A 25,909-nucleotide genomic window follows, 5' to 3' on the forward strand; every position below is an offset into this window, starting at 1 on the left:
CACGCGATTTCCAGCCATGTGCGGGCTTCGGGAATGAAATGCACGATCCCCTCGAGAATGCCCGCCGCGTAGTTGCCGTTCATTCCCAGCAGCCCGCCACGGGCGACGTACAGGTTGGCTGCGGTGCCGCGCACCTCGGCGACACGGATGGCGGCCTGCTTGACCTCTTCCCGGGCGTTGGCGACCACAATCGCCTGCAGACCGCTGGTCAGGACCGGCAGATCGTTGCCGCTGTCGCCGGCAAAGACCGTCCGGGCATGGGGGGCGTGCAGGTGTGACTGGAGAAACCGGATCGCGTGCACCTTGGTTGCACCGGCAGGCAGGACGTCCACCAGCCCGACATCGGCCATCTCGTCGATGCTCCAGATGACACTGCTGCGTACCCCGGCATCCGCCAGGCGTGCGCGGATCCGCTCGGCAAGCGCCTCTCCGTCGATGTTCGCCGGGGCGTAATAGCTCAGCTTGTAGGTATTCTGCTTTTCCGGTTCCTGGGACTCGATCTCCTCGAAATCCGCGAGCATCGTCGCAAGCGCGTTGCGGTCGTTTCCGGCCCAGTCCGGCGCGATTTCCTGACCCCAGGCATCCCAGGCATGCCACTCGCCGTCGTCGATGCGGTAGATCGTCGTGCCGACGTCGCCGATGGCGAAATCCGGGGTGGGCAACGCGAATTCGGCGATCGCCGATTCGAGCAGCCGCCTGTCGCGACCGCTGACATAGGCGAGGGTCACCTCGGGCCGCTCGACCAGTTGCCGGAACAGGTCGCGCGCGTCGGAGGATTCCGGCTGGCGACCGTTGGGTATCAGCGTGCGATCGAGATCGGTACAGACCAGCAGATCACTCATCGTCGTCGATCCTGAAAAGCGCTTCTCCCTGCAGGGCGTGATGGGCGATTACCGCGGCGGCCGCGCTCCAGCCCTGACAGCGCGTGCCGCCCGGTGTGAGTTCCCGGCCATGCACGAACTCCGGAAAGGACCACGGCTCGTCATCCATCGACAGGGCATTGGCCGCGTGAATCGCGTCAAGGTGGCGTCGGGCCTTTCCGCTGTGTCCACGGCGGGTCAGGTCGGCGACATAGAAGCCGGTGAGCATCGGCCAGAGCCCGCCGTTGTGAAACTCGTACGGCCTGTTCTTGAAGGTGTACGAAAACATCATCTGCAAATCTTCCCAGTCCCGGTCCACCGGCTCGATGATGGGGTGAAAGGCCGGCAGTAGCGGCATGGCCTTCGGCGTGATCTTCGCGATATATGCATCCACCTGCTCGCTCTGCCGGTCCTGGGCCACGCCGAACAGGTTGGCCAGGACATTGGCGAAGGCATCGAAGCGGTAACCGTAGCCGGTCGGCGAAAAGAACGGCATCCAGTAGTGGTCACGACGACGTGGTGCTGCCTTGCGTCCCTTCTCGTAGAGCACCTCGTGATAGACGTCGGCCGGCTCGTCGCCGTCGAACCAGTAGTTGCCGCGGATCAGGTGGAACAGCCGCAGGGCGCGGTCCTTCAACTGATGGTCCGCCGAGCCATGGAGATGATCGTGCACACGGCAGAACGAACGCAATGCCTGCAGGTAGAGGAGCTGATCGTAGAGGATGTAACCCGACTGGACGTATTCGTCGGCCCAGTCGCCGGTCTGCGGGACGTAGATCAGGCCGCGGTCGTTGAACTCCCACGCCCCGAGGAGAAAACGTACCCGCTCGAGTGCCGGCAGGGCCCCTTCCAGGAAGGTATCGTCTCCGGTGGCACACCAGTACTCGGCGCAGCCGATGACGAACCAGAGATCGGCGTCCACCCGTCCGGTGGTGCCGCCGTAGCTGATCCGCTGCGTGCCGGTGTCGACGTTGCTGGGGATCTCTCCGTGAGGACCCTGGTGGCGCTTCAGTGTCTCGAGCGTCTTGCGCATCGTGGCCACCAGGGCCTCTTCCCCGGTCATCAGGGCGGCCAGGCCGATGATCACCCCGTCACGGGCCCAGACACGTCGATAGTTGTCGCGCTGGGTCGGCGAGGCCAGGAACCCGTCATCGGTCGCACACTGGCGGACCAGGTCCATCGCGTGTTCCAGACCTTCCTTGCGCGTTTGGGATGCTTCCGTCATGGTCCTGACCAATCTCTGACACTCATCGTCACGCACTTGAGTGTAGAAGGTCGAGGCGCAAAAGCCGTCAAATGTCCAACGATCGGCCGCTACTCCACCGCGCGCGCCCCTTCCTGGTCCAGGTTCGATTCGAGTGCGACGAGTCGCAGGCTGAGAAGCCCGGCGATCACGACGAAGGCCAGCGCGAAGCCCAGACTGCCGGCAATGCCCAGCCACTGATAGCTCGCCCCCGAGAGCACGGTGCCCAGCAGGCGTCCACCGGCATTTGCCGCGTAATAGAAGCCAACGTTCTGCGAGGCTTTCACGTCGGGCGAGTAGCGCAACACCAGATACGAGTGAGTGGCCGAATTGAGCGCGAAGACCACGCCGAAGAACGCCAGGCCCAGCGTGATGATCCATCCGGCGGTCTGGCCTGACGCAATGGTGAGCAGTAGCGCGGCCAGGGGCAGGACCAGCGCAAAGCTCCAGGCGACGGCGGTGCGCGCACCCGGACCGCCCCGCCCCCCCGACCGTCGTGCCCCGAGCAACCACGGCGCGCTCGACTGGACCACACCGTAGCCGATCACCCACAGGGCCAGGTAGGCCCCCACCCAGTGGAAATCCCAGCCGATCGAGACCAGGAACACCGGCAGGGCCACCACGAACCACACGTCCCGGGCGCCGAACAGGAACAGGCGTGCCGCGGCCAGCCAGTTGATCAGCGGCTCGCGGGAGAACATCTGCCGAAAGCCCGTCTTCTCCTTGATCGCACCGAAACCGCCCGGCAGGGTCAGTGTCATCAGGAAGCCCACCACGAGCATGCCGGCCAGCAGCCCCATCGCCCCCTGGAAGCCCAGTACGGCAAGCAGCACGGCACCGAGAAAGAACCCCGCGCCCTTCAGCGCGTTCTTGGAGCCGGTGATCCAGGCGACCCAGCGAAACAGCTGGGCATTGCCCTCGCGTGCCACGAGCTTGACCCCGGCCTTCGCCGACATCTTGTTGAGGTCCTTCGCGATGCCTGACAGTGCCTGGGCGACCATTACGTAGACAACGGTCAGCCAGGCATCGGGCACGGTCAGCATCAGCAAGGCGACGATCTGCAGGCCGGTTCCCAGTTGCATGGTCCGGTTCAGGCCGATGCGCGACCCCAGCCAGCCACCGACCAGGTTGGTGACGATGCCGAAGAACTCGTAGAAGAGGAACAGCATCGCGATTTCGAACGGAGAATAACCAAGCTGGTAGAAGTGCAGCACCACCAGCATGCGGATCGCGCCGTCGGTCAGGGTGAACAGCCAGTAGTTGCCCGTGATGGTGAGGTAGTGGCGCAGCGCCTGGTTCATGGCGAGAGGCATGGTGACTCCGGGGGTTGCTCAGGGCCTGCCGATCATCGAGACGAGCTCGACCAGCCGTTGGGCATAGCCCCACTCGTTGTCGTACCAGGCCAGCACTTTCACGAGATCCTTGTCGATCACCATCGTCGACGGTGCATCGATGATCGACGAGCGCGGATCGTTGGTGTAGTCCACGGATACCAGCGGGCGGGTCTCGAAACCGAGGATGCCCGCCAGTGGCCCTTCGGCGGCGGTGCGCAGCAACTCGTTGACCTCATCGGCCGTGGTGGAACGACCAGGGGTGAAGACGAAATCGGTCAACGAGGCATTTAGCAACGGCACCCGGACGGCCAGCCCGTTCAGCCGCCCGTCGAGTTCGGGGAAGATCGCGCCGATGGCCTTCGCCGAGCCGGTGGTGGTCGGCGAAAGCGACATCGACGAGGCCCGTGCGCGGCGCCAGTCCTTGTCGCCCTTGTCGACCACCACCTGCGTGTTGGTCAGATCATGCATGGTGGTCATCGTGCCCCGCTCGATGCCCAGGCCCTCGTGCAGCACCTTGACCACCGGCGCCAGGCAATTGGTAGTGCAGGAGGCCGCGGTAACGATGCGGTGGCGCTCGGCGTCGAAACGTTCGTGGTTCACGCCCATCACGACGTTGAGTACCTCGGGGTGCTTGACCGGCGCCGCCACGGCCACACGCCCAACCCCTTGCGCCAGGTGCGGCGTGATCTCCTCGTAGGTACGCCATCGCCCGGTCGACTCGATCACCAGATCAACCCCCGACCCGCGCCAGTCGATACCCTCGATCGACTCGCTCTGCGTGAACCGGATCGTGCGACCGGCAAGCGTGAGCGTGTCGCCCTCCCCGACAACCGGCTGCCGCCATCGACCATGGACCGAGTCAAACTCGGTCAGGTGGGCCATGCAGGCGGCATCGGCCGCCGTCTCGTTGATGTGAACGACCTCGAGATCGAGTTCCGGCCGATCGGTCAGCGCGCGAAACGCGAGCCGACCGATGCGCCCGAAACCGTTGATACCGACGCGCAGCGTCATGTGGATCGTCTCCCGTTGGCGGCCAGGCTATTGCCGGCCAATTGATTGACGGCCGCTACCGGCCGGAGAACGTATATGGAAATAGACATATTTCAAAGCGTACTCGTCGATTATGACAGGGACATGTCGGTCGGCTTGCACGGGCGGCACCGACACCGATCCCCGATTTGTTCATCCGGCCATCATGAACCGTCGCCCCACGCCACCGGGAGGTCTGGCCCCTGGTGGCTCCACGCCATTGACATCCTGTCCCGAATGGGGGCGAAAAGTGGCCATGAAGTTTTTCACAGAAACTGTGGATAACTATGTGGAAGAACCCGAGAATCCACGATTGCACAAGGCGGACGACACCATTGGCTAATTTTTCGCCACCCCGGTGCCCGCCGCAATCGGAACCTTTTAAAACAACATGTTACGCACTGTTCCGCGCTAACTGACTGATTCGTCGTGCACGAAAAAGGCGCAACCGCGGTTACGCCTCGTTGATGTGGAAAATAACCGGTGTCAAGCCTTGACAGCGACCATCTTGCGCTTCACTTCGCACCGATCAGCTCGATCGCGTAACCGTCCGGATCCGCGACGAAGGCAATGATGGTGGAACCGGCATTCATCGGGCCTGGTTCGCGCAGGATCTTGCCCCCTTTTTCGCGGATCTTTTCCGCCGCCTCGTAGACGTCGTCAACCTCGATGGCAATGTGACCATACCCATCGCCGAGGTCGTACTTGTGGTCGCCCCAGTTGTAGGTGAGCTCGAGCACCGCCGTTTCGCTCTCGTCTCCGTAGCCGACGAACGCCAGGGTGAACTCTCCGGCCGGATAGTCCTGCTGTCGCAGGAGCGTCATGCCGAGCACGTCGGTATAGAAGGCGAGCGATTTTTCCAGGTCACTGACGCGGATCATGGTGTGCAGAATGCGCATGGATCGTCTCCAGCTGAGTGTTGACATGGGGCGCGAGACTCTAGACGATCGATCCGTTCTTCGCGAGTCAATCCCGCGCGGTCTACTGGACGCCCAACGGCGTGGGGCGGTGCAACAGGAATCCCTGCACGTAATCGACCCCCATTTCCACCACCTGTCGATACTGCTCGTCGGTTTCCACCCACTCGGCCACCGTCTGGGCCCCCATCACGCGGGAGACCTGCACGATCGCCGAGACGATCACCGCGGCAACCGGGTCTTGCGACAGGTCGTCGATCAGCCGGCCATCGATCTTGACGATGTCCGGGTCGAGGCGGCGCAGGTACTCGAAGGAAAGGAAGCCGCCCCCGAAGTCGTCGAGGGCGAAGCGACAACCGAGACGGCGCATCGCGGCTATGAGTCGCTCGGCCTGATCGAGATTCAGAATTGCAGCCGTTTCGGTAATCTCGAAGATCACCCGTTTCGCGTCGACGCCGGATTCAACCAGCGCCCGGCGGATGAAATCGACCATTTCCGGGTCCTGGACCGAGTGGCCGGAAAGATTGATGCTCACCGTTCCGCCACGCGCGTCCTGTTCAGCGAGCCAACGACAGCTCCGTCGGATCACCCAACGATCGATCTCACCCATCGCATGATGTTTCTCGGCGATCTCGATGTACTCACTGGGAAAACGCATCCGGCCGTCGTCATCCGTCACCCGCAAGAGCATCTCGTGGATCGTCGTTCGCGTTGGGTCGACCGGGGCGATACGTTGACCGGCGAGATCGAGGCGGTCGTCGGCGATGGCGGCGCGCAAGGTGTGATAGCGTGCGATCTGCTGCTCGCGTTCGAGCAACTCGGTATCCTCGCCCGAGAACTGCACGACGCGATCCCCACCAAGTCTCTGGGCACTCTGGCAGGCGCGCTCGGCATCCTCGAGTCGCCGTGAGGCAAGCAGGTCGTCACTGTCGATGCGGGTCACGCCCACACTCGCTTTCAGCCGCAGGTGCTGGTGCTCGTCCGGCAGCCGGAACGCATGGATGATTTCCAGCACCTCCCGGGCGACCAGCGCGCAGGTGTCCCGGCTGGAAAGCGGCATCCAGATGGCGAATTCGTCGACTCCCATGCGTGCCAGCACCGCGTCCGAGGGCAGTTCCAGCGAGAAGTGACTGGCCAGCGAGGCAAGTATGTGGTCTCCCAGCTCCCGGCTACCGATCTCGTTCAGGAGCCGGAACTCGTCGAGGTCGACCCAGATCAGGCAGCTGGCGTGGACCGGTTGGTTGAGCATCGCCCTGCCCGGCATCGCTTGGGAAAGAAACTCCGTCATCGCCTCGCGATTGAGCACGCCGGTGAGTCGATCGTGGGTCGCCCGGTAGGTCAGCAGCGCGTTGGCTGAACGCAGATCCGTGACATCGAGCATCGACACCAGCAACTGGACACCCCCCTCGGCCTCGAGGCGGCTGATCTTGAGGTTCACGTCGAAGCGTTGGTTGTCCCGCTCCACCAGGGCATCCACCGACCGGGTCTCGCGGGTCTCGACCTGCTCGACCAGCTCGTTGAAAGCACATCGCGATGACAGCCCTTCGATACGCAGGTCGAAGGCGTCGCAGAACGTACGACCGACGAGACATCCCTCAAGGAGCGGATCGGCGAATGCACCGACGGCGTGATTGGTCAACAGGATTCGACCCTCGGCGTTCGTGAGCACCGCCCCGGTGTGCAGGCCGGAAAACGCTCGACGCAACCGACGCTTCTCCGCACTCAGCCGCCGCGTCGACCGTCTGGCCTGCCAGGCAAACACCGCCAGCATGGCGGCCAGCATCAGCGCGAGGTAGTGCCAGTAGTGGCGCAGGATCGAACCTAACGAGACGGATTCAGGAAGCCACTTGTCACGCAACCGATTGACCACCGAATAATCCAGCGGGGTGCGCCAGCCGACGATTCCGGCCTGCCGTGCCGCGCCGGCATCCTCGGGAATCGCGATCAACTGTCGGGCGACGCGGGCGGCAAGTTCGGTGGGTGCGCTGTCGGTGGCGGCAAAGGGCCACTCGGGTACCAGCGGCGTGTTGCTGGGAAATGGGAAGTCGTTCCGGTTTGCCTTGCCGATCGGCATCAGGCGGCTGTCGGGATGAGCCTCGAGGTATCGCTGGAAGAAGCTCGCGCGGACGACTCCCGCATGGGCCCGCCCGTCGAGCACCGCGTCCACCACGGCCTCCAACGGCAACCCGGTGAAGATCGGGGTGATCTCGTGCCCGACATCCAGCCCGGCGTTCTCGAGTGCCTGCATCCCGAGCAGCCAGCCGCCGAGCGCATTGGGGCTCGTGCCCGCGACGCGGCCGCCGACCAGATCATCCAGCGTGTCGAAACCGGCCCCCTGGCGGGTGAACACCACTGCGCCAAGTTGCTCCAGGGCCTGACCGTCGGCCTCCATCACCAGGGTCGCCAACGGCCAGATGGTACCCAGGCGCGACAGTTCGGCGAACTGCAACGGCTGGGTCAGCACGAAATCCAGCTGCCCACGCACGAAGGCGTGCTGCAGCTCCGAGAGAAACAGCGGCTCGATCACGAAACGGTAGCCCGGGTTCCGCTCGCTGAGATGATCGGCGGTCGCCTGCCAGCGTTCCCGCGCCTCGCTCTTGCCCGCATAGGCAAGCACGCCCACCCGTACCGTGGTCGCATCGCCGGGGTTCGTGGCGCGTTCCGCGGCCACAGATGGGGCCGACACGCTGGAGCACAGCACCACCAGCAACAGGGCGCCCGCCGACAGCAACTTGGTCGCCGACAGAACCGCTGACCGGGCGCGATCCGCGATCACCCGGGCATCCTCGCCGCTCTTGGACATGCGATCATCATTTTGAGTGGTTCTTGGCGTCCATGCTGTAAGGAAAGGAGATTTAACGGCAGGTCGAGGCAGCGGACGATCGACCGGCCCGTGTCCGGCCGGTCCAACGCCACCACAAGACACGGCGTTCAGTCGGTCAATGTGCTGCGTTCGAGGGCAAGCCGTTCGGCCAGGGGTTCGGGCCGGTGGAGCAGGTAGCCCTGGGCGAAATCCACCCCGATCAATTCCAGCTGACCCAGCGTTGCCGTCGTCTCGACCCATTCGCCAACGGTGCGAGCGCCCATGACACGTGCGACATCGTGGATGGACTCCACGATCACCGCCGCGACGCGATCATCTTCCAGGTCGCGGACGAGCTTGCCGTCGATCTTGACGATATCCGGCTTGAGATGGCGAAGGAACTCGAACGAGATCAGTCCGCCGCCGAAATCATCCAGGGCCACCTGACACCCCACCTCACGTAGGGAGGCTATCAGTTCGACCGCCTGATCGAAATTCGAGATCGCGGCCGTTTCGGTGATCTCGAAGCACAGACACGTGGGGTCGATTTCGTTGCGTTGCAATTCTTCACGCACGAAGCCGATCAACTCGCCGTCACTCATCGACTGACCGGAGAGATTGATCATCAACCGCGCCGGGGGGGTGTCGTCGTCACGGCGGTATGTCGTCAACTCCTCGATCGCGCGACGCACCACCCAACGATCGACCTGCGGCATGTAATTGAAGCGTTCGGCCAGCTCGATCAGCGGGGCCGGCGAACCCAGGTTGCCGTATTCATCGGCCAGCCTTAGCAGTACCTCGAGCCTCGTGTGGGTGTTCTCGGCAGCCCCGATGGAGCGGATCTCCTGCGCGTGAAGCACGAACCGGTCCTGTTCGACGGCCTCCTTGAGCCGATTGAGCTCCGCCAGATCCGTTTGCCGCAACGAACGCTCGCTGCCGCTTTCCTCGAACACCACCAGGCGGTTGCCCCCGAGATTCTGCGCGGTCATGCAGGCCGACTCGGCCTCCTCGATCACGGTGGCGGCGTTGTAGCCTCCGCCGGGCGCGAGGTGGCGCACACCGATGCTCGCCGACGTACGCAGCGTTCGGCCATTTCCGTCGAACCGGAAATCGCGGATCGCCTCCAGAATGCGTTCGGGCCAACCCTCGCCGGCCGATGTCGGCAGGTAGATGCCGAACTCGTCACCACCCAGGCGGCCGATCGGCGTATTCGGCGGCAACACCACGCGCAGGTAACCCGCCAGGCGACGTACGAGTTCGTCGCCCATACGGTGCGAACCACCTTCGTTCAACAGCCGGAAGTGGTCGATATCCAGCCAAAGCAGGGTGGCGCCCTCGATCGGCTGGTCCGGCCGTTTGAAGCGGAGACGCTCGTCGATGGCATCGATGAAGTGGCGCCGGGTCAGCAGACCGGTGAGTTCGTCGTGTGCGGCGCGATAGGCCAGCTGGCGGCTGGTCTCGTCGAGCTCCGTGATGTCCATCATCGACACGACCAGCCGGCGCGGCTGCGTCCCGCCACCGGCGTTGTCCATGCGTGCAGCGGTGAGGTTGAGTACCCGGCGTGGATAGCCGTGGGCGAGGATGACGGCGTATTCCACCCACTGTCGGCTCGCGAGCTGATCGAGCATTCCGGCCAGTGAAAAGTTCTCGGTGTCATGACGCATCATCAGCGCGTACACGTCGGTCAACCGCTGCCCCTTGGCCTGCTCCGGTTCGACGTCTTCCGGCAGCAGACGCTCGGCCGAGGGGTTGAGGAACTGGATACGCCCCTCCCCGTCCAGGGTGATGACGGCATCGTGCATCGCGGTCAACGCGGCCCGATGTGCGCGTTCCCGCCGCGAGAGCAGAACCCGCGCGCGCGATTGCTGCCCCAGCAGAAGTGCCAGGACCAGGCTCAGGCCGACCGGGACCACCCACCAGTGCGCACGTAGCCACTCGACAACGCCGACCGGAGGAGTCAACCAGCGATCCGCCAGCGCCTGCAGATCGCCATAGTCCACCGCCTGCGTCCAGCCTGTCAGCCCGGCGGCACGGATGGGGGCCGAGTCGGCGGGCATGGCGAGCAACAGGTCGCGCACCTGTTCACGCAACTCGACGGGCGCCTTTGACGTGGCTGCCAGGGGCCATTGCGGCACCAGCCGGGTGGAAAGCGCGTGCGGATAGCCCGGCTCGCTGACCGGGTTGAGCACGGTGAAGGTGTCGGGGGCGTAACGCCCGGCCTCGATGGCTCGCGTAAGCACGTCGGCTCGCACGACCCCGGCATCCGCCCGGCCGGCGGCCACCGAACCAAGCACGTTGTCCATCGGCAGGCCCACATACAGCGGGAGGATGTCCTCGTCGATCGAAAGCCCCGTCCGCTCGAACTCCTCCATGCCAAGTATCCAGGCCCCCAGGGCGTTGGGCGCGACGCCGGCGACGATTGACCCTTTCAGATCGGACAGATCGTGAATCTCTTCCCGGGAACTCAGGCGCACGATCACCGAGCCGAAGCGATCGGTCGGCCGCCCACCGCTCTCGATGACCCGCGTGGCGAGTGCCTTCAGCCCGTGTTCGGCTCGCAACTGCACGAACTGCAGGGGTTGAAGGTGGACGAAGTGCAACTCGTCTTGTCGTACCGCGCGAGCGACTTCTTGGAGGTAGAGCGGCCGGATCTCGAAGCGGACACCATCGATGCGATCACTGAGGTAGTCGGCGGTGGGATTCCAGCGGGCCTGCGCCTCTTCCTTGCTGGTGATGGTGAGGACGCCGATGGTGACCAGCCGGTCCTCGCCTGCCCAGGACTGGGCCTGGGCAGGCGACGGCCCGCCGAGCAGAAAGGCGAGGACGAAAGGCAAGACCAGCAGCATCGTCAACCGCGTTACGTTCGTTCGCTCCCCAAGTCCGCCGCCTGACACACGAGGGGAACGGAAAAGGCGGGTCGTGACCCACGTTTCGACCCGCCCTGCGGGCAGCCTCTCCCTGCTGGCGCCGAGCCTCCTGCGGTTTGCGACACGCTGCATACCAGTCATCCCTTGCTGGTGGAACATACCCTGATGGGTTATCGGGGCGGCCAGTCCCTGCTGCCGGCATTCAGTCCCTGCTACCGGCATTCGGAGCGCGCCTTCTCGCCAGGTCAGCCCCGGCGGCCCGCCTTGGCGCCAATGCGCAGGCGCAGGGCGTTGAGCTTGATGAAGCCCTCGGCATCGCGCTGGTCGTAGGCGCCGGCATCGTCCTCGAAGGTGGCGATGGCCGGGTCGAACAGACTGTTGTCCGACTGGCGACCTGCCACGATGACGTTGCCCTTGTACAGGCGCAGGCGCACGTCGCCGTTGACGTTGTCCTGAGTGGCGTCGATCGCCTTCTGCAGCATCTCGCGCTCGGGTGCGAACCAGTACCCGTTGTACACCAGTTCGGCGTACTTGGGCATCAGTTCGTCCTTCATGTGCGCCTCACCCCGATCGAGCGTCAGCGATTCGAGCGCGCGACGCGCCTTGAACAGGATGGTACCGCCCGGGGTCTCGTAGCAGCCGCGCGACTTCATGCCGACGTAGCGGTTCTCCACCATGTCGAGTCGACCGATGCCGTTGGCACCGCCCAGCTGGTTGAGCTTCTCCAGCAGCGCGGCGGGAGAGAGTGTCTCCCCGTCGATGGAGACCGGGTCGCCCTTCTCGAAGCCGATGACGATCTCGGTGGCCTCGTCCGGGGCGCGCTCCGGGCTGACCGACCAGCGCCACATCTCCTCTTCCGGCTCCCACCACGGGTCCTCGAGGTTGCCGCCCTCGTAGGAGATGTGCAGCAGGTTGGCGTCCATGGAGTACGGCGACTTCTTGCCGGCCGCGGCGAAGTCGACCGGGATGTCGCGGGACTCCGCGTAGTTCATCAGCTTCTCTCGGGAGTTGAGATCCCACTCGCGCCAGGGGGCGATCACCTGGATCTCCGGGTTGAGCGCGTAGGCATTGAGCTCGAAACGTACCTGGTCGTTGCCCTTGCCGGTGGCGCCGTGGGCGACGGCGTCCGCGCCGGTCTCCCGGGCGATGTCCACCAGACGCTTGGCGATCAGCGGGCGGGCGATCGAGGTGCCCAGCAGGTATTCGCCCTCGTAGATGGCGTTGGCGCGGAACATCGGGAAGACGTAGTCACGGACGAAGGTCTCGCGCAGGTCGTCGATGTAGATCTCCTTGACGCCCATCTTCTCGGCCTTCTCGCGCGCCGGGTCGAGCTCCTCGCCCTGCCCCAGGTCGGCGGTGAACGTGACCACCTCGCAGTCGTAGGTCTCTTCCAGCCACTTGAGGATCACCGAGGTGTCCAGGCCGCCGGAGTAGGCCAGTACCACCTTGCCGAGCTTCTTGGGGGCCGCGGGATTGCTCATCAGAACTCCTGAAATTCGATTTGGATTTGCGGTTTGTCGGACGCGTGACCGCGCATTATATAGACAGCGACACGCCGTGACAGGGCGTGGGCGTTTTCAATCCCACGATTACACCGTCAAGAGTGCCATCAGGACTGTGCCCTCCGCCACCGGCGGCGACCTTCGACGCAGCATCAAACGGCTCCGCCATGCGCCCGAACATAGGAAAAGTCGGCGGAATCACGCATAATGAGGCGCAAATTTTGGTCCGGCGCGACCATCGAAACCCCGCCAGAACGCTGTTTGCGAGGGTTTCGAACGCGCCCAACGACAGCTTTGAGGAGTGCTTGTGACCGATTACATCGATCAGGATCCGCAGGAAACCCGGGAATGGCTTGACGCGCTCGAGGCGGTCGTCAGCTTCGAAGGCACGGAAAAGGCCCGACACTTGATCGGCCACATGATCGAGCTGGCACGCCAGCACGGTATCGACACCCCGTACGCCGCGACCACCCCCTACATCAACACCATCCCGCCCGAAGACGAGCCGCAATACCCCGGCGACCGTCAGATGGAACAGCGGTTGCGCGCCCTGATCCGCTGGAACGCGATGGCGATCGTGGTCCGCGCCAACAAGGAAAACTCGGTCGGCGGTCACATCGCCTCCTACCAGTCCAGCGCGACCATGTACGAGGTCGGGCTCAACCACTTCTTCAAGGGCCACGATCACCCGGAAGGCGCCGACATGGTGTTCTTCCAGGGCCACGTCGCCCCGGGCATGTACGCCCGGGCCTACCTGGAAGGCCGCATCACCGAGGAACAGCTGATCAACTTTCGCCAGGAGGCGCACAAGGATGGTCTGAGCTCCTATCCGCATCCCTGGCTGATGCCCGACTTCTGGCAGTTCCCGACCGTCTCCATGGGCCTCGGCCCGCTGATGGCGATCTACCAGGCCCGCTTCATGAAGTACATGGAGGCGCGCGGCTTCGGCAAGGTCAACAGCCGCAAGGTCTACGCCTTCCTCGGTGACGGCGAGATGGACGAGCCGGAATCCCTTGGCGCGATCGGCCTCGCGGTGCGCGAGAAGCTCGACAACCTGGTGTTCGTGGTCAACGCCAACCTGCAGCGCCTCGACGGCCCGGTCCGCGGCAACGGCAAGATCATCCAGGAACTCGAAGGCAGCTTCCGCGGCGCCGGCTGGAACGTCATCAAGGTCATCTGGGGGCCGGGCTGGGACGAACTGCTCGCCCGCGACAAGTCCGGCAAGCTGATCCAGCGCATGATGGAAGTCCCCGACGGCGAGTACCAGGCCTACAAGGCGAAGGACGGCGCGTTCGTCCGCGAGCACTTCTTCGGCAAGTACCCGGAGACCGCCGAGCTGGTCAAGAACATGACCGACGACGAGATCTTCTCGCTCACCCGCGGCGGCCACAGCCCGCGCAAGATGTACGCGGCCTACAAGGCGGCCAACGACTGTAAGGGCAAGCCGACCGTCATCATCGCCAAGACCATCAAGGGCTACGGCATGGGGCCGTTCGGCGAGGGCGCCATGACGGCGCACCAGCAGAAGAAGCTCGACAACGAAGGCCTCAAGTATTTCCGCGACCGTTTCGGCCTGCCGATCTCGGACGAGCAGCTCGAGAAGAACGTGCCGTTCTACAAGCCGGACGACAGCCACGAGCTGATCAAGTACATGCACGGGCGTCGCAAGGAGCTGGGCGGCTACCTGCCGGCACGCGTCGACCGGGCCGAGAGCATCCCCGCGCCGGATCTCAAGGCATTCGACATGATCCTCAAGGGCACCGGCGAGCGCGAGATGTCCTCGACCATGCTCTTCGGCCGGATCCTCGCGATGATCCTGCGCGACAAGAAGCTCGGCAAGCGTGTCGTGCCGATCATCCCGGACGAGGCACGCACCTTCGGTCTCGAGGGCCTTTTCCGCCAGGTCGGCATCTACGACCCGGCCGGCCAGCTCTACGAGCCGGTCGATAGCGATCAGGTCGCCTGGTACAAGCAGGCGGCCAACGGTCAGGTGCTGCAGGAAGGCATCAACGAGGCCGGTTCGATGTCCTCCTGGCTGGCCGCGGCGACCGCCTACGCCAACTACGGCGAGGCCATGGTGCCCTTCTACATCTACTACTCGATGTTCGGCTACCAGCGCGTGGGCGACCTGGCCTGGCTGGCCGGCGACATCCGCGCGCGCGGTTTCCTGATCGGCGCGACCGCCGGGCGGACCACGCTCGAGGGCGAGGGCCTGCAGCACAACGACGGCCACAACATCATGATGTTCTCCGCCGTGCCGAGCTGCCGCGTCTACGACCCGACCTACGGCTACGAGATGGCGATCATCATCCGTGACGGCCTCAAGACGATGGTCGAGGAAAAGCAGGACTGCTACTACTACATCACGGCGATGAACGAGAACTACTCGCACCCAGGCATGCCCGAGGGCGTCGAGGACGGGGTCCTGAAGGGCGCCTACCGCCTGCGCAAGAGTGGCAAGAAGGTCAAGACACGCGTCCAGCTGATGGGCTCCGGCACCATCCTGCGCGAGGCAGAGGCCGCCGCGGTGATGCTCGAGGACGAGTGGAAGGTCGCCGCCGACGTCTGGTCGGCAACGAGCTTCACCGAGCTGGCCCGCGAAGGCCAGGCCTGCGAGCGTCACAACCGCCTGCACCCGGATGCCGATCCGAAGACGCCGTACATCACCAGCGCGCTCGCCGAGCGCGAGGCCCCGGTGATCGCGGCGACCGACTACATCCAGGCCTACCCGGACCAGATCCGTCGCTTCGTGCCCGGTCCGTACACCACCCTGGGTACCGATGGTTACGGTCGCTCCGATACCCGTGCGGCACTGCGCCGTTTCTTCGAGGTCGACGCCGCGCACATCGTGGTCGCCGCGCTCAAGGCGCTGGCCGACGAGGGGAGCATCCCGGCGGCCAAGGTGAACGAGGCGATCGAGAAGTACGGCATCGATCCGGACTGCGCCCCGCCGATCGAGCGCTGAGACCTGCCATGCCCGCCATCGGTGACCGAATGGTCGGCCGATGGCTTGGCCCCATTCGATCCGACGTCCGCATCGTCACGCGGGCGCGCATGCAACCTTTCATGGAGACAGGCTGATGGCCACCAAGTCGATCACCCTCCCCGACATCGGCAATTACGAGAACACCCCCGTCATCGAGGTGCTGGTCTCGCCCGGTGACCGGGTGGAAAAGGAAGACTCGCTGATCACGCTGGAATCGGACAAGGCCACGATGGAGATCCCGTCCCCCTACACGGGCGAGATCAAGAAGGTGCTGGTCAAGGTCGACGACACCCTCAACCGGGGCGACCTCATCGCCGAGATCGAGGCCGAGGAAGATACCGACGCGCCCGCCAACGAGAAAACGTCGACCGAGGAAGAGTCGGACGATAAAGCGGCATCCGAGGCGCCTGCTGACGACACCGCCGGGCAGAAGCCGACCGAACCGGAGAAGCCCGCTTCGGCCGCCGAAAAGCCCTCGGAGCCGGCCGCCGCCCCGGTCAATCGCCAGAGTGCCGGTGCGAAATCACACGCCAGCCCGTCGGTGCGCCTGTTCGCCCGCAAGCTGGGCGTGGATCTCGCCAACGTCACGGGCACCGGTCCCAAGGGCCGCATCCTCCAGAGTGACGTCGAAGGCGCCATCAAGAAGGTGATGGAAGGCGCGGCCAAGGGTGGCGCGGCCACCGGTGCGGGCATCCCGCCGCTGCCGGAGATCGACTTCTCCCAGTTCGGCGAAATCGAGGAGAAGCCCCTCTCGCGGATCAAGAAGCTTTCGGGCAAGCACCTGTCGACCGCCTGGCTCAATATCCCGCACGTCACGCAGTTCGACGAGACCGACATCACCGAGCTCGAGGCCTTCCGCAAGTCCTTGAAGCCACGCGCCGAGAAGGCCGGCATCAAGATGACCCCGCTGGTGTTCGTCCTCAAGGCGCTGGCCCACGTGCTGCGCGAGTTCCCGAACATGAACGCCTCGCTCGCGCCCGACGGCGAGCACCTGATCGTCAAGAAATACATCAACCTCGGCGTGGCGGTGGACACCCCGAACGGTCTGGTCGTGCCGGTCGTGCGCGACGTCGATCAGAAGGGCATCTTCGAGCTTTCCGAGGAACTGATGGCCATCTCCGAACGCGCCCGCACCGGCAAGCTGACCGGCGAGGACCTCTCGGGCGGCACCTTCTCCGTATCCAGCCTTGGTGGCATCGGCGGCACGCAGTTCACCCCGATCGTCAACGGCCCGGAAGTGGGCATCCTGGGCGTGTCCAAGGCCAGCATGCAGCCGGTCTGGAACGGCTCGGAGTTCGAGCCGCGCCTGATGCTGCCGCTGGCGCTGTCCTACGATCACCGCGTCATCGATGGCGCCGAGGGGGCCCGGTTCATGACCACGCTCTCGCGCACGCTCACCGATCTTCGCGAACTGATGCTGTAAGGAGCGCCGGATGACCATCGAAACCATCAACCTGCCGGACATCGGCAACTTTGACGAAGTCGAGATCATCGAGGTGCTGGTCGAGGCCGGCGATACCGTCGAAGCCGAGGACTCGCTGATCACGCTGGAGACCGACAAGGCCACGATGGAGATCCCGGCCCCGGCGGCCGGCAAGATCACCGAGATGCTCATCGGCGTGGGCGACAAGGTCAGTACCGGCAAACCGATCGCCAAGTACGAGCCGGCGACCGACGGTGACGCCGGCGACGAGGCTGGCGAGGCGCCCGCGGAAGAAACATCGACTACCGAGGACAAGGAAACCTCCCCTGCTCCGGCCGCTGCCGCAGCGACCGACCAGCAGGCCGACGTCGAGTGCGAGGTCTGCGTGCTCGGCTCGGGCCCGGGTGGCTACACCGCCGCCTTCCGTGCCGCGGACCTGGGCAAGAAGGTGGTGCTGATCGAGCGCTATCCCGTCATCGGCGGTGTCTGCCTGAACGTCGGCTGCATCCCCTCCAAGGCCCTGCTGCACGTCTCCGAGGTATTGAACGAGACACGCTCGATGGGCGACCACGGGGTGACCTTCGCCGAGCCGAAGATCGATCTCGACAAGCTGCGCGGGTTCAAGGAAAAGACGATCAAGAAGCTCACCGGCGGCCTCGAGGCCCTGGCCAAGCAGCGCAAGGTGCAGATCGTCCGTGGCTACGGCCGCTTCGTCGACCCGCAGCACGTCAAGGTGGTGGATGACGAGGGCAACGAGACGCTGGTGCGTTTCGAGCATTCCATCATTGCCGCCGGCTCGCAGCCGGTGAAGCTGCCGTTCATCCCGCACGACGACCCGCGCGTGATGGACTCCACCGACGCACTCGAGCTCGAGGAAGTGCCGGGCAAGATGCTGGTGATCGGCGGCGGCATCATCGGCCTGGAGATGGCTCAGGTCTACGATTCGCTCGGTGCCGAGATCTCGATCGTCGAGCTCGCCGACACCATCATCCCGGGTGCCGACAAGGATCTCACCCGCCCGCTGCTGAAGATCCTCAAGAAGCGCTACCAGGACATCTTCCTCGGCGCCAAGGTGACCAATGTCGAGGCGAAGAAAGACGGGCTGCATGTGACTTTCGAGGGCAAGAACACGCCCGAAACCGCTGTTTTCGATCGCATTCTCGTCGCGGTCGGGCGCGCGCCGAACGGCAAGAAGATCGATGCCGACAAGGCCGGCGTGTCGGTCGACGAACGCGGCTTCATCGCCGTCGACGAGCGCATGCGCACCAATGTCGAGCACATCCACGCCATCGGCGATGTGGTCGGTCAGCCGATGCTCGCCCACAAGGCGGTGCACGAGGGCAAGGTGGCCGCCGAGGTCATCTGTGGCCTGCCGTCGGCCTTCACGCCGATGGGCATCCCGAGCGTGGCCTACACCGACCCCGAGGTCGCATGGGCCGGCAAGACCGAGGACGAGCTCAAGGCCGAGGGCATCGAGTACGAGAAAGGCGCCTTCCCCTGGGCCGCCTCGGGACGCTCGCTCAGTCTCGGCCGCGACGAAGGTCTGACCAAGGCGCTGTTCTGCAAGGAGACGCATCGTCTGCTCGGTGCGGGCATCGTCGGTCCGAATGCCGGCGAGCTGGTGGCCGAGGCCATGCTGGCCATCGAGATGGGGGCGGACATGGCCGATATCGGCCTGACCATCCATCCGCACCCCACCCTGTCGGAGACGCTCGGCTTCGCCGCCGAGATGGCCGAAGGCACGATCACCGATCTTCTGCCACCGAAGAAGCGCTGACTGCAGGCACCGGCCTGAGGGAGCTAGCCAGTGGAATACCTGCTGTTCGCCATACTCGGCATGGTCGGCGGACTCGCCGCGGGATTGCTGGGTATCGGCGGTGGACTGATCATGGTGCCCGTGCTGCTGATGATCTTCCCGACCATCGGCATCAGCGGCTCCCACCTGGTGCATATCGCCATCGGCACATCACTGGCGGCAATCGTGTTCGCCTCGATTACCTCGGTCTACAGCCATCATCGCCATGGCGGCGTGCTGTGGGGCGTGTTCGCGCGATTCGCTCCGGGGATGGCGCTCGGGGCGGTTCTGGGCTCGGCCGTGGCGCACTACCTGCCCGGGGACGTGCTCAAGATCGTATTCGGTGTGCTCGAGATCGGCGTGGCGTTGCAGATGGCCTTCGGCCGGACGCCCCCGGCGAGCCGACAGCTGCCCGGTATCGTGCCCCTGACGGGCGTGTCCACCTCTTTCGGCACCATCGCCTCGATCATGGGCATGGGCGGCGGTGCCATGACCACGCCGTTCTTCCTCTACTGCAACATCACGGCGCGCAACGCCATCGCGACCAGTGCCTCGCTGACGCTTCCGACCGCCCTGTTCGGCGCCGCCGGTTACGTGGTCAGCGGCTGGGCCATCGAGGGCCTGCCCGAAATGACCGCCGGTTACGTCTACCTGCCCGCCCTGCTCGGTATCGCGGTGTTCTCGGTGCTTTTCGCGCCCATCGGTGCCAAACTCGCGCAGATACTGCCGGCCAGGACGCTCAAGCGCATCTTTGCCTTCGTGCTCATGGGACTCGGCATTCACATGATCCTTTCCTGATTCCGGCACCTCACGCCCATCTCATTCCTGCGAGGCCTTTCATGACAGCCAGGAAACGCATCGCGGTCTACCCGGGCACCTTCGACCCGATCACCTACGGCCATGTCGATCTCGCCCATCGCGCGGCACGCCTGTTCGACGAGGTGATCGTCGCCGTCGCCGGCGACTCGGGCAAACGCACGCTGTTCCCGTTGGAAAAGCGTCGCGCGTTGGCCGAGGCGGCGATCGGCGACAGCGGCGGCGTGATTCGGGTCGACTCCTTCGACGGTCTGCTGGTCGAGTTCGCCCAGAAGGTCGGCGCCACCGCCCTCGTGCGCGGGCTGAGGGCGGTAAGCGATTTCGAGTACGAGATCCAGCTGGCCGCGATCAACCGGCGGCTGAACAGCGAGCTGGAAACGGTGTTTCTCTCCCCGGCCGAGGACCTGGGTTTCATTTCCTCGAGCATCGTGCGCGAACTGGCCCGACTGGGTGGCGACGTGACCGATTTCGTTCCCCCTGCCGTGGTCGAGGCGCTGGCCGAAAAGTAACCAAGCATGACACTAGGAAATTATGCCGTCAGGCGCGCCAAATCCGGCGTTAGCTGTTATCCTATGCCCCATTAACCGACCAGTTACTTGGGGAGGAATCCGCATGTCCCTGCTGATTACCGACGAATGCATCAACTGCGATGTCTGCGAGCCGGAATGCCCGAACGGCGCCATTTCCCAGGGTGACGAGATCTACGAGATCGAGCCCAACCTGTGCACCGAGTGCGTGGGCCATTACGACGAGCCGCAATGCGTCGAGGTCTGCCCGGTCGACTGCATCATCACCGACCCGGACAACGAAGAGACCGAAGACCAGTTGATGGGCAAGTACCACCAGCTGACCGGCAACTGATCCGGCATCACCCCGGCAATCGCCAGGACGCAGAAAGGCCCGCCATCTGGCGGGCCTTTTCACGTTCGGCCGGCCGGCACGGCCGTCGGCAGGAGACCGGTTTCAGCCGGATTGTTCCACGCGCTCACGAATGAAGTTCGCCACCGAGCCGAAGGTCTCGAACCATTCGGCATCGATCTCGTCGTCGGACAGCTGGATGTCGAACCGATCCTCGAGCGCGGTCAGCAGCAGCACCACGCCCATCGAATCGAGTTCCGGGATCTCGCCGAACAGGCCGCTGTCCGGGACGAAACGCTGCTTCGGGCCCGGCAGGTCGAGGGTCTGGACGATCACGTCACGGACCGACTCGAACACCGGGTCCCGTTCGGCCACCACGCTCATGCGCGCGCCTCGATCCGCTCGATGCCGCCCATGTACGATCGCAGCGCTTCGGGCACGATGACGTCGCCGTTCTCGCACTGGTAGTTCTCGAGCACGGCGACCAGCGTGCGCCCGACCGCCAGCCCGGAGCCGTTGAGGGTGTGCACCGGCTCGGGCTTGCCCTCGGGGTTCCGGGTGCGGGCCTGCATCCGTCGCGCCTGGAAATCGCGTGTATTCGAGCAGGACGAGATCTCGCGATAGCGCCCCTGCCCCGGCAACCACACCTCCAGGTCGTAGGTCTTGGCCGCCGAAAAGCCCATGTCGCCCGTGCACAGCGCCAGCCGGCGGTACGGCAGGCCGAGGGCATCGAGCACTGTTTCGGCGTGACCGGTCAGTTCCTCCAGCGCGCGCTCCGACTCCCCGGGCGGCACGATCTGGACCAGTTCGACCTTCTCGAACTGGTGCTGACGAATCAGCCCGCGGGTATCGCGCCCGGCCGCCCCGGCCTCGGAGCGGAAACACGGCGTGTGCGCGACCATCTTGAGCGGCAGCGTGTCGCGCTCGAGGATGCGATCGCGCGCGAGGTTGGTCACCGGCACCTCGGCGGTCGGGATCAGGTACCAGGGCGCCTCGCCCTCGAGGCGGAACAGGTCCTCGGCGAACTTGGGCAGCTGGCCGGTACCGTAGAGCGAATCGGCGTGCACGATGAACGGGACCTGCACCTCGGTGTAGCCATGTTCACGGGTATGCAGATCGAGCATGAATTGGGCGAGCGCGCGATGCAGGCGGGCCACCGGCCCGGACATGGTCACAAAGCGCGCGCCGGTCAGCTTGGCGGCGGCCTCGAAATCCATGCCCGCCAACCCGGCACCGAGGTCGACGTGATCGCGAGCCTCGAAGTCGAAGGAAGGGATGTCGCCCACGACGTGCATCTCGACGTTGTCGTCTTCGCTCTCGCCCACCGGCACGTCGTCGTCGGGGAGGTTCGGAATGCCGGCGAGAAAGCCATCGAGTTCCTCGGCGATCTCGTTGAGGCGCGCCTTGGCGGCGTCCAGACGGTCGCCCAGCTCGCCCACCGCCGCGATCAGCGGCTGGATATCCTCGCCGGCGGCCTTGGCCTTGCCGATCTTCTTCGACTCGGCATTGCGCTCGGCCTGCAGGGACTCGGTCTCGACCTGCAGCGCCTTGCGCTCGGACTCGAGCGACTCGAAGCGTTCGCGGTCGAAGGCAAAACCCCGCCGGGCCAGTCGTGCGGCCACGTCGTCGGTTTCCTGGCGAAGAACTCGGGCGTCAAGCATGGGCAATCCGTCGGTTGCGAAGGACAGGTCGACCGGGACGGTGCGGCCCGGCCGAAGGGTTCGTCAGGCGATGTACTCGACTTCGACGATCTCGAAGGTTCGGGTCTTGCCACCCGGGGCATTGAAGGTGACCTCGTCGCCGACCGACTTGCCGATCAGGGCGCGGGCAATCGGCGAGTGGATCGAGATCAGGTTCTGCTTGATGTCCGCCTCGTCGTCACCGACGATCTTGTAGCGGATCTCCGAGTCGGTATCCAGGTCGAGCAGCTCCACGGTCGCCCCGAAGATCACCTTGTCACCCGGCGGCATGCGGGTAACGTCGATGATCTGTGCGTGCGAGAGCTTCGCCTCGATCTCCTTGATCCGCCCTTCGACGAAGCCCTGCTCCTCGCGGGCCGCGTGATACTCGGCGTTTTCCTTGAGATCGCCCAGCTCGCGTGCCTCGGCGATCGCCGCGATGATGCGCGGACGCTCGACGCTGCGCAGTCGCTTGAGCTCTTCCTCCAGCTTGGCCGCACCGGCGGCCGTCATCGGGGTCTGGTTCATGCAACGCACTCCTGATGCAGGTCCTGCAGCCGGTTGACGGCGACCGGCTGGTGCAGATATTTCAACGCCAGCGCCATCGCCTCGGCCCCGGCCAAGGTGGTGAAGTACGGGATGCGGTAGTGCAGCGCCTCGCGCCGGATCTCGTAGGAATCGCTGCGCGATTGCTGGCTGTTCGAGGTGGTGTTCACGATCATGGCGATCTCCTTGTTCTTGATCATGTCCACCACGTTCGGCCGCCCCTCGGTGACCTTGTTCACCGTGGTCACCGCCAGGCCGTTCTCGTCGAGGAAGCGCGCCGTGCCGCGGGTGGCGACCAGCGAAAAGCCCCACTCGACCAGCGCCTTGGCGACCGGCAGCATGCCCTTGTAATCCTGCTTGCGCACCGAGATGAAGGCCGTGCCCGACAGCGGCAGCGAGTTGCTCGCGCCGGCCTGCGCCTTGGCGAAGGCCTCGCCGAACTCGCGCCCCACGCCCATCACCTCGCCGGTGGACTTCATCTCCGGGCCGAGCAGCGGGTCGACACCGGCGAACTTGATGAACGGGAACACCGCTTCCTTGACCGAGTAGAACGGCGGGATGCGCTCGGCGGTGATGCCCTGGCGCTTGAGACTCACCCCGGCCATCGTCCGGGCGGCAATCTGCGCCAGCGGCACGCCGACCGCCTTGGAGACGAACGGCACCGTGCGCGAGGCGCGCGGGTTGACCTCGATGATGTAGATGTCGTCGCCCTGGATAGCCACCTGGGTGTTCATCAGGCCGACCACGTTCAGTTCGCGCGCCATGGCCCTGATCTGCTCGCGGACACGGTCCTGCACCGAGCGGGGCACGGTATAGGGCGGCAGCGAGCAGGCCGAGTCACCCGAGTGGACCCCGGCCATCTCGATGTGTTCCATCAACCCGCCGATGACCACGTCCTCGCCGTCGCAGACCGCATCGATGTCCATCTCGGTCGCGTCATCCAGGAAGCGGTCGAGCAGCACCGGCGACTCGTTGGACACCTTGACCGCATCCCGGATGTAGCGCTTGAGCCCGTCCTCGTCGTGCACGATCTCCATCGCCCGGCCGCCCAGCACGTAGGAGGGGCGGACCACTAGCGGGTAGCCGATCTCGGCGGCCAGGTGAATGGCCTGGTCCGCGGACTTGGCGGTGCGGTTGGGCGGCTGCTTGAGGTCCAGCTTGTGGATCATGTCCTGGAAGCGCTCACGGTCCTCGGCCCGGTCGATCGCATCGGGCGTGGTGCCGATGATCGGGGCGCCGGCCTTTTCCAGGTCACGCGCGAGCTTCAGCGGCGTCTGACCACCGAACTGGACCACGACACCCCGCGGCTGCTCGACCTCGATGATCTCGAGGACGTCCTCGAGGGTCAGCGACTCGAAGTACAGGCGATCGGAGATGTCGTAGTCGGTCGAGACGGTCTCGGGGTTGCAGTTGACCATGATCGTCTCGTAGCCGTCCTCGCGCAGGGCGAGCGCGGCGTGCACGCAGCAATAGTCGAACTCGATCCCCTGACCGATGCGGTTGGGCCCGCCGCCGAGAATCATGATCTTTTCGCGACTGGACGGCTCGGCCTCGCAGAACGGCTCGTAGGTCGAGTACATGTACGCCGTCGAGGTCGGGAATTCGGCGGCACAGGTATCGACCCGCTTGTAGACCGGACGCACGCCGAGGGCGTGGCGGTGCTTGCGCACGGTGCTCTCGGTTTCGTCGAGCAGCTTGGCCAGGCGCGCATCCGAGAAGCCCAGACGCTTTAACTGGTACATCTGCGCCGTGCCGATCTCCTTGAGCTTGCCGCCACGCAGGGCGTCCTCGGTGCGTACCAGGTGCTCGATCTGGCGCAGGAACCACGGGTCTATGAACGAATGCCGGTGGATGCGCTCGACGTCGAAGCCGTGGCGGAACGCGTCGGCCACGTACCAGAGCCGGTCGGCACCCGGCGAGTGCAACTCGCGCACCAGCCGATCCTCGATGTCGTCATCGGACAGGCTGCCTTCCAGCACCTCGTCGAGACCGTCGCGACCGATCTCCAGGCCGCGCAGCCCCTTCTGCAGGGATTCGCAGAACGTGCGGCCGATCGACATCACCTCGCCCACCGACTTCATCTGCGTGGTGAGACGGTCATTGGCCGCCGGAAACTTCTCGAAGGTGAAACGCGGGATCTTGGTGACCACGTAGTCGATGGTCGGCTCGAACGAGGCCGGGGTCGCGCCGCTGGTGATGTCGTTCTTGAGCTCGTCGAGGGTGTAGCCGATGGCGAGCTTGGCGGCCACCTTGGCGATCGGAAAGCCGGTGGCCTTGGAGGCCAGTGCCGAGGAACGCGAGACCCGAGGGTTCATCTCGATGACGATCATGTCGCCGTTTGCCGGGTTGACCGCGAACTGGACGTTCGAGCCGCCGGTTTCCACGCCGATCTTGCGGAGCACCGCCAGCGAGGCGTTGCGCATGACCTGGTATTCCTTGTCCGTCAGGGTCTGCGCCGGGGCGACGGTGATCGAGTCTCCGGTGTGCACGCCCATCGGGTCGAGGTTCTCGATCGAGCAGATGATGATGGAATTGTCGTTCTTGTCGCGCACGACCTCCATCTCGTATTCCTTCCAGCCGAGCACCGACTGCTCGATCAGCAGCTCGTTGGTCGGCGAGAGATCCAGCCCGCGACGGACGAGTTCCTCGTACTCCTCGCGGTTGTAGGCAATCCCGCCGCCGGTGCCACCCATGGTGAACGACGGGCGGATGATGGCCGGGAAACCGATCTCGACCTGCGCGGCCACGGCCGCATCGAAGGTGTGCACCACCGTGGAGGCCGGTGTGGACAGGCCGATCTCGGCCATGGCGTCCTTGAAACGCTCGCGGTCCTCGGCCATGTCGATGGCGTCCTGGCTCGCGCCGATCAGCTCGCAGCCGTAGCGGTCGAGCACGCCGTGACGGTGGAGATCCAGCGCGCAGTTGAGCGCGGTCTGGCCGCCCATGGTCGGCAGCACGGCGTCCGGGCGCTCCTTCTCGATGATGGCGGAGACCGCCTCCCAGGTGATCGGCTCGATGTAGGTCGCATCGGCCATCTCCGGGTCGGTCATGATGGTCGCCGGATTGGAGTTGATCAGGATGACCCGCAGGCCCTCCTCGCGCAGCGCCTTGCAGGCCTGGGCCCCGGAATAGTCGAACTCGCAGGCCTGGCCGATGACGATGGGCCCGGCGCCGATGATCAGTACACTCTGGATATCGTTTCTCTTTGGCATGCTCGACTCACCTGCCAGCCGTGGCTGGGCAGTTGGTTG

At 64.9% G+C, this 25,909-nt stretch carries 18 protein-coding genes; 6 read left to right on the plus strand and 12 right to left on the minus strand.

Annotated features, from left to right (window positions below; translation table 11 throughout):
* The 8 genes from ACLFRM_RS00325 to ACLFRM_RS00360 all read right to left on the minus strand — a co-directional run.
* Positions 1 to 842: HAD-IIB family hydrolase (locus tag ACLFRM_RS00325; protein ID WP_410753578.1), on the minus strand; the 842-nt coding region annotated here is incomplete at its 3' end.
* Complete coding sequence (locus ACLFRM_RS00330) at positions 835 to 2,085, minus strand: amylo-alpha-1,6-glucosidase (protein ID WP_410753579.1); 1,251 nt, start codon at positions 2,083 to 2,085, stop codon at positions 835 to 837. The genes ACLFRM_RS00330 and ACLFRM_RS00325, both read right to left, overlap by 8 nt.
* A gap of 89 nt (positions 2,086 to 2,174) precedes the next feature.
* Complete coding sequence (gene arsJ / locus ACLFRM_RS00335) at positions 2,175 to 3,404, minus strand: organoarsenical effux MFS transporter ArsJ (protein ID WP_410753627.1); 1,230 nt, start codon at positions 3,402 to 3,404, stop codon at positions 2,175 to 2,177.
* Positions 3,405 to 3,434: 30 nt separating this feature from the next.
* Complete coding sequence (locus ACLFRM_RS00340) at positions 3,435 to 4,448, minus strand: ArsJ-associated glyceraldehyde-3-phosphate dehydrogenase (protein WP_410753581.1); 1,014 nt, start codon at positions 4,446 to 4,448, stop codon at positions 3,435 to 3,437.
* A gap of 533 nt (positions 4,449 to 4,981) precedes the next feature.
* Positions 4,982 to 5,365, minus strand: coding sequence for a lactoylglutathione lyase (gloA, locus tag ACLFRM_RS00345; RefSeq protein WP_410753582.1), 384 nt, complete (start codon positions 5,363 to 5,365; stop codon positions 4,982 to 4,984).
* An 82-nt stretch (positions 5,366 to 5,447) separates the two neighbouring features.
* Complete coding sequence (locus tag ACLFRM_RS00350) at positions 5,448 to 8,186, minus strand: EAL domain-containing protein (RefSeq protein ID WP_410753583.1); 2,739 nt, start codon at positions 8,184 to 8,186, stop codon at positions 5,448 to 5,450.
* A 128-nt stretch (positions 8,187 to 8,314) separates the two neighbouring features.
* Positions 8,315 to 11,032, minus strand: coding sequence for an EAL domain-containing protein (locus ACLFRM_RS00355; protein ID WP_410753585.1), 2,718 nt, complete (start codon positions 11,030 to 11,032; stop codon positions 8,315 to 8,317).
* Positions 11,033 to 11,298: 266 nt separating this feature from the next.
* Positions 11,299 to 12,534, minus strand: coding sequence for an argininosuccinate synthase (locus ACLFRM_RS00360; RefSeq protein WP_410753586.1), 1,236 nt, complete (start codon positions 12,532 to 12,534; stop codon positions 11,299 to 11,301).
* Between the two features lie 328 nt (positions 12,535 to 12,862).
* On the opposite strand from ACLFRM_RS00360, the gene aceE reads away from it, so the two are divergent.
* The 6 genes from aceE (at position 12,863) to ACLFRM_RS00390 (ending at position 20,436) form a co-directional block, all read left to right on the plus strand.
* Positions 12,863 to 15,520, plus strand: coding sequence for a pyruvate dehydrogenase (acetyl-transferring), homodimeric type (aceE, locus tag ACLFRM_RS00365; RefSeq protein ID WP_410753587.1), 2,658 nt, complete (start codon positions 12,863 to 12,865; stop codon positions 15,518 to 15,520).
* Positions 15,521 to 15,635: 115 nt separating this feature from the next.
* Entirely contained in the window at positions 15,636 to 16,964 is a 1,329-nt protein-coding gene (gene aceF, locus ACLFRM_RS00370; RefSeq protein WP_410753589.1) for a dihydrolipoyllysine-residue acetyltransferase, read from the plus strand.
* A 10-nt stretch (positions 16,965 to 16,974) separates the two neighbouring features.
* Positions 16,975 to 18,741, plus strand: coding sequence for a dihydrolipoyl dehydrogenase (gene lpdA, locus ACLFRM_RS00375; RefSeq protein WP_410753590.1), 1,767 nt, complete (start codon positions 16,975 to 16,977; stop codon positions 18,739 to 18,741).
* Between the two features lie 30 nt (positions 18,742 to 18,771).
* A complete protein-coding gene (locus tag ACLFRM_RS00380; RefSeq protein ID WP_410753591.1) occupies positions 18,772 to 19,557 on the plus strand; it encodes a sulfite exporter TauE/SafE family protein in 786 nt (261 codons plus the stop codon).
* Between the two features lie 41 nt (positions 19,558 to 19,598).
* Complete coding sequence (gene coaD / locus ACLFRM_RS00385; RefSeq protein WP_410753592.1) at positions 19,599 to 20,084, plus strand: pantetheine-phosphate adenylyltransferase; 486 nt, start codon at positions 19,599 to 19,601, stop codon at positions 20,082 to 20,084.
* 103 nt (positions 20,085 to 20,187) lie between these two features.
* Positions 20,188 to 20,436, plus strand: coding sequence for a YfhL family 4Fe-4S dicluster ferredoxin (locus ACLFRM_RS00390; protein WP_410753593.1), 249 nt, complete (start codon positions 20,188 to 20,190; stop codon positions 20,434 to 20,436).
* 102 nt (positions 20,437 to 20,538) lie between these two features.
* On the opposite strand, the gene ACLFRM_RS00395 is transcribed toward ACLFRM_RS00390, so the two are convergent.
* From ACLFRM_RS00395 to carB, 4 genes are all read right to left on the minus strand, one after another.
* Positions 20,539 to 20,817 carry an acyl carrier protein gene (locus ACLFRM_RS00395; protein ID WP_410753594.1) on the minus strand — a complete coding sequence of 93 codons (279 nt, stop codon included), beginning with the start codon at positions 20,815 to 20,817 and terminating at the stop codon, positions 20,539 to 20,541.
* Positions 20,814 to 22,094, minus strand: coding sequence for a serine--tRNA ligase (gene serS / locus ACLFRM_RS00400; protein ID WP_410753595.1), 1,281 nt, complete (start codon positions 22,092 to 22,094; stop codon positions 20,814 to 20,816). The genes ACLFRM_RS00395 and serS overlap by 4 nt, the downstream gene beginning before the upstream one ends.
* Positions 22,095 to 22,157: 63 nt before the next feature.
* Positions 22,158 to 22,640: a transcription elongation factor GreA gene (gene greA / locus ACLFRM_RS00405; RefSeq protein ID WP_410753596.1), complete on the minus strand. Its 483-nt coding sequence runs from the start codon at positions 22,638 to 22,640 to the stop codon at positions 22,158 to 22,160.
* Positions 22,637 to 25,870 (minus strand): carbamoyl-phosphate synthase large subunit, encoded by a 3,234-nt coding sequence (gene carB / locus ACLFRM_RS00410; RefSeq protein WP_410753598.1) that lies wholly within the window; start codon positions 25,868 to 25,870, stop codon positions 22,637 to 22,639. Before carB ends, greA begins: the two co-directional genes overlap by 4 nt.
* Between the last annotated feature and the right edge of the window lie 39 nt (positions 25,871 to 25,909).

Source organism: Guyparkeria sp., assembly GCF_046540515.1.
Taxonomy (GTDB): domain Bacteria; phylum Pseudomonadota; class Gammaproteobacteria; order Halothiobacillales; family Halothiobacillaceae; genus Guyparkeria.